The sequence below is a fragment of the Pseudomonas sp. NFACC04-2 genome (genome assembly GCF_900119265.1).
Taxonomy (GTDB): domain Bacteria; phylum Pseudomonadota; class Gammaproteobacteria; order Pseudomonadales; family Pseudomonadaceae; genus Aquipseudomonas; species Aquipseudomonas fluorescens_AA.
Window position 1 is genome coordinate 17,391 of the sequence record NZ_FPJC01000004.1, and the last position, 16,358, is coordinate 33,748.

Sequence of the window (16,358 nt, forward strand, 5' to 3'; positions counted from 1 at the left end):
CATATGACGGCCTCATCGCGAGCAAGCTCGCTCCCACATTTCTGATCGAGTCGCTGAAGGAACTGTGGCGAGGAAGCATGCTCCCTCGCCACAGTTATTGGAGGCCTTCAGTCGTTCGAGGTCTGCTCGGCCAGCGCCACGGCGCGGAACATCGCCCGGCGTTTGTTCAAGGTTTCTTCCCATTCCAATGCCGGCACCGAGTCGGCGACGATGCCGCCGCCGGCCTGCACGTGCAGTTCGCCGTTCTTGATGACCGCGGTGCGAATGGCAATCGCGGTGTCCATGTTGCCGTTCCAGGCGAAATAACCCACGGCCCCGCCGTACACCCCCCGCTTGACCGGCTCCAGTTCGTCGATGATTTCCATCGCGCGGATTTTCGGCGCGCCGGACAAGGTGCCCGCCGGCAGGATCGCCCGTAAGGCGTCCATGGCCGTCAGCCCGGCCTTCAACTGGCCTGTGACGTTGGACACGATGTGCATCACGTTGGAATAGCGCTCGATGACCATCTTCTCGGTGAGTTTCACCGAACCGATTTCCGAGACCCGCCCGGTATCGTTGCGCCCCAGGTCGATCAGCATCAGGTGCTCGGCGATTTCCTTGTCGTCCGACAGCAGGTCTTCTTCCAGCGCCCGGTCGGCCTCCTCCGTGGCACCACGGGGGCGAGTGCCGGCGATCGGGCGCACGGTGATCAGGTTGTCTTCGACTCGCACCAGCACTTCTGGCGAACTGCCGACGACATGGAAGTCGCCGAAGTTGAAGAAGTACATGTAAGGCGTCGGGTTGAAGCAGCGCAGCGCCCGGTAGAGATCGATGGGCGCGGCTTTGAAGTCGATGGACATCCGTTGCGACGGCACCACCTGCATGCAGTCGCCGGCGAGGATGTATTCCTTGATGGTATCGACAGCCCGTTCGTAATCGTCCTGGGTGAAACTGGAACGGAACACCGGGTCGGCCGCCGACTGCTTGCTGAAATCCAGGCCCGGACGCGGCGTGATCGGTTGACGAAGTTTTTCCAACAGCGCCTGCAGGCTTTTCTGACCTTGCTCGTAGGCATCTTCCCGGGACGGGTCGGCCAGGACGATGGCGTGCATCTTGCCGGCGAGGTTATCGAAGACCACGACGGCGTCGGAGACCATCAGCAAGATATCCGGCACGCCCAAGGGATCGGGGTTCGGGCAGGTGCCCAGGCGTTTTTCCACGTAGCGTACGCAGTCGTAGCCGAAATACCCCACCAGGCCACCGTTGAAACGCGGCAGGCCGGAAATGGTCGGCACGTTGTAGCGGGCCTTGAAGGTTTCGACGAATGCCAGCGGGTCTTCGACGTCGAGGCTTTCGATTTCGACGCCGTCGTGGGTCACGCTGATGCGATGGTCATGGACCCGCAGCACCGTACGGCACGGCAGGCCGATGATGGAGTAACGGCCCCACTTTTCCCCGCCCTGTACCGATTCGAGCAGGTAGGAGTTGGGCTGGTCGGCCAGCTTGAGATAGATCGAAAGCGGCGTATCGAAGTCGGCCAGGGTTTCGCAGGCAAGGGGGATGCGGTTGTAGCCGGCAGCGGCTAGACGCAGGAATTCTTCACGGATCATGGGGTGCCTCGTGGCAAGAGGAGCTGACAGTCAGGTATGCAAACGCGCCGGATAACCGGCCAGGATCACGTCAGGCGCGCCAACGCCAGCGGGCCAGGGCCTTCATGACTTTCATCCAGAGCTTGCGAGTGACCACCACGATGGCGTTTCCAGAAGAGGATTGAACAGCGTCGGGCAACGTTATCTCAGCGGCCGGGTCCAGGCAACCGGGAATTAACAGGCGCAAATCGTCGATTACCAGCGTCGGAAACTCTTCGGCGATGGGCCGGCCGTGGTTATAGCCGTAACTCAGCCCCACGCATTTGACCCCTGCCGCCTTGGCCGCCAGCACATCGCTGCGCGAGTCGCCGACGAACAAGGATTGCGAGGCCGGGATGTTGGCCATTTTCATCACGAAGAACAGCGCGGCAGGGTCAGGTTTTTTCTGTGGCAAGGTATCGCCACCGATGATCCAGCGGAAATAGCGGCCGATTTTCATCTGGTCCAGCAGCGGCGCAACGAAGCGTTCCGGCTTGTTGGTAATCAGGGCCATTTCCACGCCCTGCTTTTTCAGCCACTTGAGCGTGGAGCGTACACCGGGGTAGACCACCGTCAGCTCGTGGTTGCCTTCGTAGGCTTCGTTGAACAGCTCGAGCGCCCGCTCGGCCTCGGCGTCATCGACGCCCTGGGCATCGATGTGATTGGCCAGGGCGCGGCGCACCAGCATGGGCGCACCGTTGCCCACCCAGTGGCGCACCGAGTCGATGCCAGCGGACGGACGCCCAAGCTTGAGCAGCATACTGTCCACGGCCGCCGCGAGGTCCGGGACCGAATCGACCAATGTGCCATCGAGGTCGAACATCACCAGACGCGGCAAGCTGCCGGGGAACAGCTGCTCGAAGCCGCTCATGGGCGGGCCAGGGCCAGTTCGGCGCGCATTTTTGCAATCACCTCGTTGTAGTCAGGGGCGTTGAAAATCGCTGAGCCCGCGACGAACGTGTCGGCGCCGGCCGCGGCGATTTCACGGATATTGTTTACGTTCACGCCACCGTCGATTTCCAGACGGATGTCACGCCCCGAGGCATCGATCAGCGCCCGGGCTTCGCGCAGCTTGTCGAGGGTGCCCGGGATGAATTTCTGCCCGCCGAAACCAGGGTTGACACTCATCAGCAGGATCATGTCGACCTTGTCCATCACGTACTTGAGCACGTCCAGGGGCGTTGCCGGGTTGAACACCAGGCCGGCCTTGCAACCGCCCTCGCGGATCAACTGCAGGGAGCGGTCGATGTGCAACGTGGCTTCAGGATGGAAGGTGATGTAGGTGGCACCGGCTTCGATGAAATCACCGACGATGCGGTCCACCGGGCTGACCATCAGGTGCGCGTCGATCGGCGCGGTGACGCCGTACTTGCGCAGCGCCGCGCAGACCATCGGGCCGATGGTCAGGTTGGGTACGTAGTGGTTGTCCATGACATCGAAGTGCACGATGTCGGCCCCGGCGGCCAGAACGTTGTCCACTTCCTCGCCCAGGCGGGCGAAGTCGGCGGAGAGAATCGACGGAGCAATAGCGAAGGGCTGCATGACGCACCTGTTTTGAGCGAAATCACGATGGCGCGCATTGTATACCTCAAGATTTGGCGCGCCCACCGTGACCGTCGATCAATACGCCGCGCGGTAGATCTTCTCGATGTCGCTGGCGGTCAGCTTGCGTGGGTTGTTGCGCATCAACCGCTCGATCCCCACGGCCTCCAGGGCCATGGAGGGAATCACGTCCTCGGTCACGCCCAAGCTACTCAGGCCCTGGGGGATTTCCACGGCGGCGCACAAGGCAACCATGGCTTCCACGGCTTCGTCGGCGGCCTCCATATCGCTCAGATGGGCCGTCCTGATACCCATGGCTTCGGCGATGTCACGCATGCGCTCGACGCACGCCATCTTGTTCCACGCCATGACGTACGGCAGCAACAACGCATTGGCGACACCGTGAGAAACGTGAAAGCGCCCACCTAACGGATAGGCCAGCGCGTGTACCGCGCCAACGCCGGCGTTGCCGAAGGCCATGCCGGCCATCAGGCTGGCGGTGGCCATGTCCTCACGGGCTTGCAGATGGGCGGGGTTGGCGTAGGCCTTGGGCAACGCCTTGCTGATCAGCTTGACTGCGCCGATAGCCAGGGCATCGGTGATCGGCGAAGCATTGAGCGACAGGTAGGCCTCGATGGCATGGACCAGCGCATCGACACCACTGGAAGCCGTTACGCCACGGGGGCACGTGAGGGTCATCTGTGGGCTGACCAGCGCCACGTCCGGCAACAGAAAATCGCTGACGATGCCTTTTTTCAGCTGCGCGGCCTTGTCGGAGAGGATCGCCACGTTGGTGACTTCCGAACCGGTACCGGCGGTGGTGGGAATGGCAATCATGGGCGGGCCTTTGCGCGGCACCTGATCGACGCCAAACATATCTTGCAACTCGCCGTGGTACCCGGCATAGACGCCCACACACTTGGCAATGTCGATGGCACTGCCGCCGCCCAGGCCGATCAGGCCATCATGACCACCATCGCGGTAGGCTTGCATGCAATCCTCGACGATGGCGATTTCCGGGTCCGGCATGACCCGGTCGAAAATCTCGTAGTCGCGCCCGCCCAGATGTTGCAGGGCCAGCTCCACGGTGCCGGACTGGACCAACGCCGCATCGGTCACGATCAGCGGGTTGTCGACGTCCAGGCGCGTCAACTCGGCGGCCAGTTGCTCGATGGCAGCGGCACCGGTGATCAGTTTATGGGCGATCTTGAATGAGGAAAGACTCATGTGCGCGGCCTCTTGTTCGAGTGTGGGCTGGCACAAGAATAGCTCGGTATTGGGGGTTGTCTGCTATTCAGCTTATGAATACACCTCAACCCCATTGTGGGAGCGGGCTTGCTCGCGAATACGGCGGCACATTCAACATTTATGTCGACTGGCACACTGCATTCGCGAGCAAGCCCGCTCCCACACTGGATCCATGTAAGACGTTATACCTGGGCCGTGCGCAACTTCTCGCTACGCCCACGCAACCATTCCAGGGTCAGCAGCAGGATCACCGAGAAGGCAATCAGCAGCGTCGCCGCCGCGGCGATGGTGGGGCTGAGGTTCTCGCGGATGCCGCTGAACATCTGCCGTGGCAACGTTGCCTGCTCGGGGCCGGCCAGGAACAGGGTCACCACCACTTCATCGAACGACGTCGCGAAGGCGAACAGGGCGCCGGAGATTACGCCCGGGGCGATCAACGGCAAGGTCACCCGACGAAACGCCGTCAGTGGCGAAGCCCCGAGGCTGGCGGCGGCGCGGACCAGATTGTGATTGAACCCCTGCAAGGTCGCCGACACGGTGATGATGACGAACGGCACGCCCAGCACGGCGTGGACCACGATCAGCGAGAGGAAACTGTTGCCCATCCCCAGCGGTGCGAAGAACAGGTAGCTGGCCACGCCGATGATCACCACCGGCACCACCATGGGCGAAATCACCAGGGCCATCACCAGCGCCTTGCCCGGAAAGTCACCCCGGGTCAGGCCGATCGCCGCCAGCGTGCCAAAGATCATCGCCAGCAACGTCGCCGCTGGAGCCACGATGATGCTGTTCTTCAACGCCCGCATCCATTCGGCCGAGGCGAAGAAATCGTGGTACCACTGCAGCGAAAAACCTTGCAGCGGGTACACCAGGAAGCTGCCGGAGTTGAACGACAGTGGAATGATCACCAGCACCGGCAGAATCAGGAACAACAGGATCAGCCCGCAGAGTGTGCGCAAGGTGTAGTACCACACCCGTTCGATGGGAGACATGTAAGGACTCAGCATTTTTCGATCTCCCCTTAGCTCAGGCGCAGGCGACTGGCACCCACCAGCCGGTTGTAAATCAGGTAAAGCACAACGGTCGCCAGCAACAGCAGGCCGCCGAGCGCCGTGGCCATGCCCCAGTTGATACTGGTGTTGGTGTAGAACGCGACGAAATAGCTGACCATCTGGTCGTTCGGGCTGCCCAGCAGCGCCGGCGTGATGTAGTAGCCGATGGCAAGGATGAACACCAACAGACAACCGGCGCCGACACCGGCATAGGTCTGCGGGAAATACACCCGCCAGAAACTGGCGAACGGATGGCAGCCCAGGGAAATCGCCGCCCGCATATAGGTGGGCGAGATGCCCTTCATCACGCTGTAGATCGGCAGGATCATGAACGGCAGCAGGATATGGACCATGGAGATGTAGACACCGGTGCGGTTGAACACCAGCTCCAGGGGCTTATCGATGATGCCCATGGCCATCAGGCCACTGTTGATCAGGCCGCCCGACTGCAGCAGCACGATCCATGCGGCGACGCGCACCAGGATCGAGGTCCAGAACGGTAGCAACACCAGGATCATCAACAGATTGCTTTGGCGCGACGGCAGGTTCGCCAGCAGGTAGGCCAGCGGATAGGCCAGCACCAGGCAGATCGCGGTGATGACCAGGCCCATCCAGAACGTACGGGTGAAAATATCCAGGTAAATCGCCTGGTCGGGAGTCGCCGGGGCCAGTTCCCCCAGGTCATCGATGCGGTGGTCGACGGCCGCCAGCAGGTAGTACGGGGTGACATTACTGGTGTTGCGGCGGATCACCTGCCAGTACGCCGGGTCGCCCCAACGCTCATCGAGGTTTTCCATGGCTTCTTTATAGGAAGCCGGCTCGGTGGCAAACGGCAACGCCCGAGCAGTCTTGGTCAGCAGGCTGCGATAGCCGGCCAGTTCCATGTTCAGGCGCTTGGACAAGTCGCCCAGGGTCTGATTCTTGCGGGCTTCGGCCAGGTCTTCACTGGCAGCCTTGTACACCGGCTCGCCCGGCAAACCGCGCCCGTCCCAGGCCGCGACGGCAGCGACCGTGCGTGGCATGGCGCCCACCACTTCCGGGTTGCTGACGCTTTTGAACAACAGCGCCACGATCGGCACCAGGAACACCAGCAACAGAAACAGCACCAGCGGCGCGATCAAGGCCTGGGCCTTCCAGCGGTTGACCCGCTCGGCGCGCTTGAGCCGTTGCTTGAGGGTGGGGCTGGTGCCCGCGTTCAGTGGAACGGCGATGGCCATGGCGAACTCCGCAAATCTTTTTATCGTTACAGGGGCGGCGGGCCGCCTCTGTTCTTTTGAAACACCCGATTGGAGCAAGCACCTGTGGGAGCGAGCTTGCTCGCGATGGCTACGGCACATTCAACATTGATGTGTCTGACAAACCGCTATCGCGAGCAAGCTCGCTCCCACAGGGATCTCATCCAGCTTCAGACCGTCGGGTTACTTGGCCGCCCAGGAGTTGAAGCGCTGCTCCAGTTGCTCACCGTTGTCAGCCCAGAAGCTCACGTCGATCTGCACCTGATTGGCGATGTTTTCCGGGGTGGTCGGCATGTCTTTCAGGACATCCTTGGCCAGCAACGGCACAGCCTGGGTATTGGCCGGGCCGTAGGCGATGTTTTCCGAGTAGGTCTTCTGCTGCTGCGGTGCAACCGAGAAGGCGATGAATTTCTTCGCCGCTTCGGCGCGGGTCTTGTCCAGGCCGCGCGGGATGGCCCAAGCGTCGAAGTCGTAGATACCGCCGTTCCACACCACTTTCAGGTTGCTTTCTTTCTGTACCGCAGCGATTCGGCCGTTGTAGGCCGAGCTCATGACCACGTCACCGGAAGCCAGGTATTGCGGCGGCTGGGCGCCGGCTTCCCACCACTGGATATTCGGCTTGAGCTCGTCGAGCTTCTTGAACGCACGGTCCTGACCATCCTTGCCGGCCAGCACTTTATAGACATCTTTCGGCGCTACGCCGTCGGCCATCAGGGCGAATTCCAGGGTGTACTTGGCGCCTTTGCGCAGGCCGCGCTTGCCCGGGAATTGCTTGGTGTCCCAGAAGTCTGCCCAACTGGTCGGCGCGGTCTTGAGTTTGTCGGCGTTGTAGGCCAGCACGGTCGACCACACGAAGAAACCTACGCCGCAAGGCTGGATGGCGCCCTTGACGTAGTCTTCGGCCTTGCCGAACAGGGCTGGGTCCAATTGCTCGAACATGTCTTCGTCGCAACCACGGGATAATTCCGGAGACTCGACCTCCACCAGGTCCCAGGAAACACTCTTGGTATCGACCATGGCCTTGACCTTGGCCATTTCGCCGTTGTACTCACCAGCCACGATCTTGCCGTTGCCGGCGGCTTCCCACGGTGCGTAGAAGGCTTTGACCTGAGCCGCCTTGTTCGCCCCGCCGAAAGACACCACGGTCAGGTCCGGGCCCGCCGCCATCGCGCTTGCCGCACCCATCATGCTCAGTGTCAGGGCTGTGAACTTCAGGGATCTCAACATTTATTGTTCTCTCCACGTGCAGGGTTGGTGTTGGTACAGCAGGGGGCGATCAATTCGCCTCTAGAAGGGGATCGAGCGCACGCACATGCTCGACTTGCCAGCCAAGCGGAACCACGTCGCCGACGGCGAGCGCGGGATCGAGCTCGGCAATCGGTTGCTTCACAAAGAAGTCGTTCTTGCCACAGACTTCCAGGCGAACCCGGACGTGGTCGCCCAGATAGATGAATTCCGCCACCCTCCCTGAGAAGCGGTTGACACATTGTTCGCTGACGCCGTTGAGGCTCACCCGCTCCGGACGGATCGACAGGGTCACCGGCTCGCCGGGCTGACCGACATTCACCGCCAGGGCCTCGACTTTCTCGCCGCGCGCCAATTCCACCAGGCAACGATCGCCGGTGTGGCTGTGCAGGCGACCGTTGAGACGGTTGTTTTCACCGATGAAGTTGGCGACGAAAGTGTTTTTCGGCTCTTCATACAGGGTGCGCGGTGGAGCGATCTGCTGGATTTCACCCTGGTGGAACACCGCCACGCGGTCGGACATGGTCAAGGCTTCGCCCTGGTCGTGGGTCACGTAGACCACGGTCACGCCAAGGCGCTGGTGCAGGTGCTTGATTTCCATCTGCATGTGTTCACGCAATTGCTTGTCCAGCGCACCCAGGGGTTCGTCCATCAGCACCAACTGCGGCTCGAACACCAGCGCCCGGGCCAGGGCCACCCGTTGTTGCTGGCCGCCGGACAACTGCGCCGGGTAGCGTTGGGCGAAGCTGTCCAACTGGACCATGCTCAGGACACGCTTGACCCGATCGCTCACGTCGCTCTTGTTCAGCCCTCGCACGGTCAGCGGGAACGCAAGGTTCTCGGCGACAGTCATGTGCGGGAACAAGGCGTAGTTCTGGAACACCATGCCGATGTCGCGCTTGTGCGGCGGCACATTGTTGATCGAGCGCCCGGCCAGCAGGATCTCGCCAGCGGTTGGGGTTTCAAACCCGGCGAGCATCATCAGGCTGGTGGTCTTGCCGGAGCCGGAAGGCCCGAGCAGGGTCAGGAATTCGCCTTTGCGAATGTCCAGGTTGAGGTCTTTGACGATCAGGTTCTCGCCGTCGTAGCTCTTCTGCACACCACGAAAGCTGACCAGCACATCGCTGGCCCCCGCGCTTGAATCGACCTGGCTCATACCCGCACCTTTTGTTTTGATGACTGCTTGTGAATCAAGCCTAGTGGACCCTGGGGTCCGCGCAAATCGGGGCGCAGGAGAGAATCGCCTCAGCCGGATGGAAGACTCGGGGTAGGGATTGCCCTACAAGGATGGCGGGATTGGGTAAATGCAGCGGCGCGTTTTAAGCGGCAAGCCGCAAGCAGGGGCAAAAAGCGCTGTCGGGGTGTGTCGCAAATGGATATGCCGAGACAAAACCCTGTGGGAGCGGGCTTGCTCGCGAATGCGGCGTGACAGTCAATACAGATGTAACTGAAGCACCGCATTCGCGAGCAAGCCCGCTCCCACAAGGGGGATACTGCGGTGGGGCTTAGAGCAACTTGTGCTCCATCGCATATTTCACCAACTCGGCCAATGAGGTGATGTTGAGTTTCTGCATCAGCCGCGCCTTGTGGGTGCTGATGGTCTTGCTGCTCAGGGCCAGTTGCTGGGCGATGTCGTTGACGTTGGCGCCCTGGGCCAAGCGTTCGAAAACCGAGAATTCGCGTTCGGACAATAGCGAGTGTAGCGGTCGCGTATCAGTCAGACCGACTTCGAAGACCATGCGATCGGCCAGGTCCGGATCGATATAGCGCCCGCCGGCCGCGACCTTGCGAATCGCCATGAGCAGCAGGGCCGGGTCGCTGTCCTTGGTTGCGTAGCCCGCAGCGCCGACCTTCAGGGCACGGGCGGCCATTTGCGCCTCGTCATGCATCGACAGTACCAAGATGGCCGGCGGATTGTTCAACGCACGAATCCGCGGGATCGCCTCCAGGCCGTTGACGCCCGGCATGGAGATATCCAGCAGCACCACTTCACAGGGCACATGGCGCAGGGTCTCGAGCAACTGTTCGCCATTGCTCGCCTCCCCCACCACCAGCAGATCCTTGGCCAGGCCGATCAACTGCTTGATGCCTTCGCGGACGATGGTGTGGTCTTCAGCTACCAGTACACGGATCACATGCTTCTCCAGATTCAGGATCTCATCGCGAGCCAGCTCGATCCCACACGGTTTGTGTACATCTCAATCAATGTGGGAGCGAGCTGGCTCGCGATAGCGTCAGCCCAGGCAACCCAAACCATCAGGCCTCATTCAACGGCACCCGCACCGACAGGGTGGTGCCCTCCCCTGGCTCACTGTCCAGGGTCAACTGTCCACCCATGATCAGCACCCGTTCACGCATGCCGACCAGTCCAAAGGACGTTGGCCGGCTTGTATCGGCAATAAATCCTACACCGTCGTCGCTGACGATCAGACATAAATCAGCGCCTTGTTGAACCAGCGTCAACTCCACAGTATGCGCCTGGGCATGGCGCATCACGTTGGTCAGTGCCTCTTGGAGAATCCGAAACAAGCCGATGGCCTTGGCGTCGCTCAGGGGCGGCAGGTTGTCCGGCACCTGCACCAGGCAAGGAATCTGCGTTCGCGCCTCGAAGCGCCGGGCCTGCCATTCGATAGCCGAGGCGATGCCGGCATCCAGGATTGGCGGGCGCAACGCCGTCGCCACGTCCCGCACCAGTTGGAACAACTGCGCAATCAGGCGCTTCATGCTGTTCAGTCGCTCATGCAGGCCCGGGTCGAGTTGCGCGTAGGCCAATTCACACATGGAAGTTTCAAGCTTCAACACCGTCAGCATCTGGCCCAGCTCGTCGTGGACTTCCCGGGCAATGCGCGCTTTTTCCTCTTCCCGCACGCTTTCCAAGTGCGCCGACAACTCGCGCAACTGCTCCCGGGAACGGGCCAATTCCAGTTCGATGCGCTTGCTGTCGGTGATGTCCCAGACGATACCGTCCCAGACATAGGCGCCATCCTCGAGACGCCGGGTGATCGCCTTGATCTCGGCCCAACGCTCCTGGCCTTCGCGGGTCAGGATACGGCCCTGCCATGACCAGTCACTGTCGGTATCCAGCGCCTGGTCCTGGGTGCGGTGATAATCGGCCTTGTCCTGCGGATGCACCAGACTACGCAGCCCTGTGTCGCTGCGGGCCAGGATTGCTGGGGAATAGCCCACCAGGCTTTCGCTGCCTTCGCTGATGTAGGCAAAGTCGATCTGGCCGGTCACCGGCGCCCGCTCCAGGCGAAAGACCAGGCCCGGCACATTGGCGGCGATGCCTTGCAGCCGCGCCTCGCTTTCGCGCAACGCCGCCAGCGCACGTCGGCGCTCGGTCACATCATTGAGGTAGACCACCAGGTATTCGGCGTCGCGAAAACGCAGGAAGCTCAGGGAAACGTCGGTTGGCAGGATACTGCCATCGGCTCGCACGCACTCGGTTTCGAAGCTCTGCGGCCCCTCTTCACTGGCCCGGGCACGCTTCCACAGGTTCAACCAGCGGTCCATGTGCAAGCCAGGCTCGAAGTCGATCAACGGCCGGTCGATGATGGCGCCCGGGGCGTAGCCGAGCATGGTTTCGGCCGCTCGGTTGGCATAACGCACGTGGCTGTCCCAATTGACCCACAGGATGCCGACCGTGCTTTGATCGATGGAGAACTGGGTCAGACGCAAGGCCTCTTCGCTGGCTGCACGCTGGGCGATGTCCTCCCTCGCGGCACGCAGGCGGCGCTCCAGTGCGCGTTGCTGGCGGCGCTGCCAGAACACAATGGCGACGCTGCTGAGCAGCAGGGCCAGGATCAACAGGGTCAGGTTCTGCCAGAAACCCGGGGTCTCGGTCAGGCGCGGGTATTTTGGCTTGAGCCAACGACTGTGCAGTTGCTCCAGCTCCTTGGCCGGGATTGCCTGCAAACCTCTGTCGATGATTTCTGCCAGCTCCGGCCAGTCCCGGCGTGTGGCAACCCGTAGCAACTGCGGCAGGCCAATGTCGCCCACCACCGCCAGCTCGGCGAATTCGGGTTCGACCATCAACCGACCCAGTTGCGCCTCGTCGACCACCGCGTACCGGGCCTGCTGGGTCAGCAGCAATTGCAGGGCCTCGCGCTCCATCGGCACGCCCTGCAGGTTCAGCGTCGGGTAGTTGCTGCGCAGGTAATCGGCCGTGGCACTGGGCATGCGCACCGCGACGCGGGCCTGGGCGTCGAGTTTTTCCAACTCCACCCCCTCGGCGCCTTTCTGCGCACCGACGATCAACTGCGGCACGCGCATGTAGGGATCGGAAAACTGCCAGAGCTTGAGCCCGCCCGGGGATTGGGTCAGGCCCGGAGCGATGTCCACCTCACCGGCACGCACCGCGGCTTCCAGTTGCGCCACGTCCTGGAAGTTGCGCCAGGTCAGCTCGACGTTCAGCGCCTTGCCCAGCCACTGCATCAACTCGACATTGGTGCCGGACAAACGCTGCAAGCGCCGGTCATATTGCGCATAGGGCGCCTGCAAGACCAGGCCGACCCGCCACTGCGGATGTTGCACCAGCCATTGGCGCTGCCCTGCATTCAATTGCACCCCAGGCGCCGACGGCGCGGGCGCGGCCCACGCCATCAAGGGAAGCCATAAACAGCCGATAACCCACAGGCAGCAAAAACGCATCATTGAAGTCTCATGCACTGACAAATACTGACCAACCCATTAGGCTGCCGGAAATACTTCTGGTCATGGAATATCCGATGCCCTCTGTTTATCGCCTGGCGTTGCCAGCATTGTGCCTATCGCTGATCCTGCCAAGTGCCTTTTCTGTCCAGGCCAGCGAAACGGCCCCCACCGCCGAGCAACCTGCCGAGGAAAAATCTGTCGAGCGCCAGCCTTTGCTCGAGCGTAGTCAGGAAGAAGCGGCCGCATTGGGGCGAAAACTCCCGCCCCAGGAACAGCAACAGTTGCAGACCGGCAGCGACACTTTCCTGGCACTGTGGAAACCGGCCAACACCAGTGATCCCAGAGGCGCGGTCATTATCATCCCCGGCGCCGGCGAAACCGCTGACTGGCCTCAAGTCGTCGGCCCATTACGCAAAAAATTGCCCGATGTTGAATGGAGCAGCCTGAGTATCACCCTGCCGGACCTGCAAAGCGATGTCATCGCACCGCGCGTGGTGGAAGCCACGCCCGAGACCAAGCCGGCCGATACGGCTGCCGCGGCACCGGACGCTACCACTTCGGCGCCGATCGAACAGGTCGCCGGCGGCGAAGCCGATGCGGTGGATCCGGTCGTTGCGCAAACCGATGAAGAACATGCCAAGGCGGACGTCGAGCGCATCTTCGCCCGCATCGATGCGGCGCTGGCCTACGCCGAACAGCAAAGCGCACGTCGTATCGTACTGCTGGGCCATGGCACGGGCGCCTATTGGGCCGCGCGTTACTTGAGTGAAAAGCAGCCTTCGCAAGTCGAACGCTTCGTGATGGTGGCTGCGCAGACGCCGATCACTGCCAAGCCCGGCCTGGCCGAACTGACCCCGACCTTGAAACTGGCGACCGCCGATATTTTCTACATGGATAAGCCGCTGGATCGCAACGAGGCGCTGGAGCGCTTGCAGGCAAGCAAACGCTTGAAAGGTTCGACCTTCAGCCAGGTGTCCCTCAAGGCCCTGCCGAACCCGGCGGCGGAGCAGGAGCAGCTGTTTCGTCGGGTTCGGGGTTGGTTGAATCCGCAGAAGACAACGGAGTAAGGCTTACAACTGGCCAAGCCGAACACTAACTTTGTGGCGAGGGGATTTATCCCCGCGGGGTTGCGCAGCAACCCCAAAGCCCGTGCGACAACACAATCTGATGGCGAGTGCTGGGGACTTGAGCGGGGATAAATCCCCTCGCCACAGTGGTTACCTTCCTCTCTACTGTTATCCCTTCTACCGAAAATCCCGCCGCTCGCGAATCAACCGATAGGCGTTATGCAGCTCTCGGGTTTTGTCGGTAGCTTCACGCACCTGCAAGGGCGTCGCCCCGCTGCCGGCAATCTTGTCCGGGTGATGACGGCTGAGCAGCCGCCGGTAAGCACGCTTGATCTGCGACGGCTCGCTGGTGGCCGAAACCCCCAGCAAGCGCAACGCCTCCTGATAGGTCACGCCGACGTTGGGCCGCGACAGTTTCTGCGGTTCGTAATCAGCCGCCAGCGCCTGGACCTGTTGCGGCGTCCAGCCCAACCAACGGCCCCATTGGGCCACCAGCTCTCGCTCGCCGACACCGGCACGTCCGTCGGCCCAGACCATCCGCCAGCAAGCGCGCAATACCCCTTCAGCCGCATGGGGCTGGACGGCCAGGCGACGCATGTAACCGCGCAACCGATCGTTTCCGGACTTGCCTCGGTTGAACGCCGCGATCGCCCGGCGCTGCGCCGATTCACTCAAGTCCAACGCCCGCATCTCCTGGCGAGCTTGCTGGATGTGGCCGTCGACCACGCGCCCATCGCATTTGGCCAGACGCCCGAGCAATACAAACAACAACTCATCGTTGCGCAACGCCGGGCGGCCGCCCAGCCGTTCGCGTATTTGCGCCCAGCCCTGCAAGTTCAGGCGCCGGTCCAGCGCCTGCCCCAACAACGCGCCAAGCATGGCCCCCGGAATGCTGGCGATGGCAAAGCCCGCCCCGGCTCCAATCAGAGTCCCTGGCCACCACATATCAACCGCTCGCTTCTATCAAGGTTTCGACCTGCGCCAAACGCTCATGGGTGCCGACATCGACCCAATGCCCTTTCAGATGCTCGCCACAGACGCTCCCCTCGGCCATGGCCGTGCGCAACAGCGGTGCGAGCTTGAAGGCACCGCCTGTGCAACCGTCGAACAACCGTGGGTGCAGGACGGCGATGCCGCTATAGGTCAGGTTGTCGGCAGGCGTTCGCCCATCGTGAACTTTTCCGTCGGCCAGGATGAAATCACCGTTCGGGTGATGCTCGGGATTATCAACAAGCACCAGGTGCGCCAGCCCTTTGAGCGGCCTGCGCAACAGGCTGAAATCGTAGTCGGTCCAGATATCGCCATTGACCACCACAAACGCGTCATCGCCCAGCAACGGCAAGGCCCGGAAAATCCCTCCCCCGGTCTCAAGCGGCTCGCCTTCGGGTGAAAACCGAATGCTCACGCCAAAACCCGAACCGTCCCCCAAGTGATCTTCGATCTGCTGACCGAGCCAGGCGTGATTGATCACGATCTCGCTGAACCCGGCCTTGGCGAGCGCCCGCAAGTGGTATTCGATCAAGGGAACGCCACCCACGCGAATCAATGGCTTTGGCGTGGTCAGGGTCAAGGGGCGCATGCGCTCGCCCTTGCCCGCTGCCAGGATCATCGCCTTCATGCCGTTGCTCCGGTCGACTGTCGCAGGCTGCCAAGCAGCTCATCGAGCGGTGCCAGTTCCGGGCGCCGGGCGATGACCGCTTCTATATAAGCAAAGAAACGCGGCACATCACCGAGGTAACGTGGTTTGCCATCACGGTGGCAGATGCGCGCAAAGATCCCGATGACCTTGAGGTGACGCTGCACGCCCATCAAGTCGCTGGCCCGCAGGAAATCCTCGAGATCCGGCTGGACGGGAATGCCAAGGGCGCTAGCCTGCTGCCAGTAACGCTCCAGCCAACCGCGCACACGCGCCTCCGGCCAACTGAGGAAGGCATCCTTGAACAGGCAGGTCACGTCATAGGTCACCGGACCATAGACCGCATCCTGGAAGTCCAGCACACCGGGGTTCGGTACGCTGAGCATCAGATTGCGCGGCATGTAGTCGCGGTGCACCAGCACTTTGGGCTGGGCCAGGGCGCTGTCGATCAACAGCTCGCTGGCCTGTTGCCAGAGTTGCTGCTGGGCCGGATCGAATTCGATACCCAGCTCGCGCTTGACGTACCACTCGGGAAACAATTCCAGCTCCCGACGCAGCAACGCGACATCGTAGCTCGGCAACGGCGCGACCATCGGCAATTGCTGGAAAGCCAACAAGGCTTGCAAGGCATCGCCGAATAAATCGTCGGCATTTTCGCCGTCGATCACGTCCAGGTAGGTCTGATTGCCCAAGTCATTGAGCAAAAGAAAGCCGCGCTCAAGGTCCTCGGCGTAAATTTTTGGCACGTTGATGCCGGATTTCGCCAGTAAAAAAGCAATATCCACGAAGGGTTTGCAGTTTTCCTGGGGCGGTGGCGCATCCATCACGATCAAACTGCGCCCCTCGCCCTCCCAGCGGAAATACCGCCGGAAACTCGCGTCACTGCTGGCGGCGGTCAACGTGGCCGGGGGTACGGTGCCCCAGCCCTGTTGAGTGAAAAGGATCGGCAGTTGTTCATCGAGCCATAGTTTCAGGTGTTGCAAGCGTACATCTTGGTCGGGCATTGCAAGGGTCTCCGACGGCGCTAGCCGTCAAGCGGGTCATGCTTTATTATCCAGCATCTTTTTCAGACC

General features: G+C 61.7%; 14 protein-coding genes. 1 reads left to right on the top strand and 13 read right to left on the bottom strand.

The window, feature by feature from the left end:
• Window positions 1-107: 107 nt before the first annotated feature.
• The 10 genes from trpE to BT125_RS06720 all read right to left on the bottom strand — a co-directional run bounded on the left by trpE (window position 108) and on the right by BT125_RS06720 (window position 12,582).
• Window positions 108-1,589 carry an anthranilate synthase component I gene (gene trpE, locus BT125_RS06675; RefSeq protein WP_072405755.1) on the bottom strand — a complete coding sequence of 494 codons (1,482 nt, stop codon included), beginning with the start codon at window positions 1,587-1,589 and terminating at the stop codon, window positions 108-110.
• Between the two features lie 70 nt (window positions 1,590-1,659).
• Window positions 1,660-2,478, bottom strand: coding sequence for a phosphoglycolate phosphatase (locus tag BT125_RS06680; RefSeq protein WP_072405756.1), 819 nt, complete (start codon window positions 2,476-2,478; stop codon window positions 1,660-1,662).
• A complete protein-coding gene (gene rpe, locus BT125_RS06685) occupies window positions 2,475-3,149 on the bottom strand; it encodes a ribulose-phosphate 3-epimerase (protein WP_060740371.1) in 675 nt (224 codons plus the stop codon). Before rpe ends, BT125_RS06680 begins: the two co-directional genes overlap by 4 nt.
• 78 nt (window positions 3,150-3,227) lie before the next feature.
• A complete protein-coding gene (locus BT125_RS06690; protein ID WP_072405757.1) occupies window positions 3,228-4,376 on the bottom strand; it encodes an iron-containing alcohol dehydrogenase in 1,149 nt (382 codons plus the stop codon).
• 203 nt (window positions 4,377-4,579) lie between these two features.
• On the bottom strand, window positions 4,580-5,404 hold the full coding sequence (locus tag BT125_RS06695; protein WP_072405758.1) for an ABC transporter permease: 825 nt from the start codon (window positions 5,402-5,404) through the stop codon (window positions 4,580-4,582).
• Between the two features lie 14 nt (window positions 5,405-5,418).
• A complete protein-coding gene (locus tag BT125_RS06700; RefSeq protein WP_072405759.1) occupies window positions 5,419-6,666 on the bottom strand; it encodes an ABC transporter permease in 1,248 nt (415 codons plus the stop codon).
• Between the two features lie 201 nt (window positions 6,667-6,867).
• Entirely contained in the window at window positions 6,868-7,911 is a 1,044-nt protein-coding gene (locus BT125_RS06705; RefSeq protein WP_072405760.1) for an ABC transporter substrate-binding protein, read from the bottom strand.
• Between the two features lie 49 nt (window positions 7,912-7,960).
• Window positions 7,961-9,085 carry an ABC transporter ATP-binding protein gene (locus BT125_RS06710; RefSeq protein WP_072342484.1) on the bottom strand — a complete coding sequence of 375 codons (1,125 nt, stop codon included), beginning with the start codon at window positions 9,083-9,085 and terminating at the stop codon, window positions 7,961-7,963.
• 349 nt (window positions 9,086-9,434) lie between these two features.
• Entirely contained in the window at window positions 9,435-10,064 is a 630-nt protein-coding gene (locus tag BT125_RS06715; RefSeq protein WP_003177702.1) for a response regulator, read from the bottom strand.
• A gap of 121 nt (window positions 10,065-10,185) precedes the next feature.
• Window positions 10,186-12,582, bottom strand: a complete 2,397-nt coding sequence (locus BT125_RS06720) for a PAS domain-containing sensor histidine kinase (RefSeq protein WP_072405761.1) — start codon at window positions 12,580-12,582, stop codon at window positions 10,186-10,188.
• A gap of 74 nt (window positions 12,583-12,656) precedes the next feature.
• Between BT125_RS06720 and BT125_RS06725 the strand changes: the two genes are divergently transcribed.
• Window positions 12,657-13,649, top strand: a complete 993-nt coding sequence (locus BT125_RS06725) for an alpha/beta hydrolase family protein (protein WP_072405762.1) — start codon at window positions 12,657-12,659, stop codon at window positions 13,647-13,649.
• A gap of 177 nt (window positions 13,650-13,826) precedes the next feature.
• Here the strand turns inward: BT125_RS06725 and BT125_RS06730 are convergent, their stop codons facing one another.
• From BT125_RS06730 to BT125_RS06740, 3 genes are read right to left on the bottom strand one after another with little or no spacing between them, the layout of a single operon-like run.
• Entirely contained in the window at window positions 13,827-14,594 is a 768-nt protein-coding gene (locus tag BT125_RS06730) for a TerB family tellurite resistance protein (protein WP_072405763.1), read from the bottom strand.
• Between the two features lies 1 nt (window position 14,595).
• A complete protein-coding gene (murU, locus tag BT125_RS06735) occupies window positions 14,596-15,267 on the bottom strand; it encodes an N-acetylmuramate alpha-1-phosphate uridylyltransferase MurU (protein ID WP_072405764.1) in 672 nt (223 codons plus the stop codon).
• Window positions 15,264-16,289 carry an aminoglycoside phosphotransferase family protein gene (locus BT125_RS06740; RefSeq protein ID WP_072405765.1) on the bottom strand — a complete coding sequence of 342 codons (1,026 nt, stop codon included), beginning with the start codon at window positions 16,287-16,289 and terminating at the stop codon, window positions 15,264-15,266. Before BT125_RS06740 ends, murU begins: the two co-directional genes overlap by 4 nt.
• Window positions 16,290-16,358: the final 69 nt, after the last annotated feature.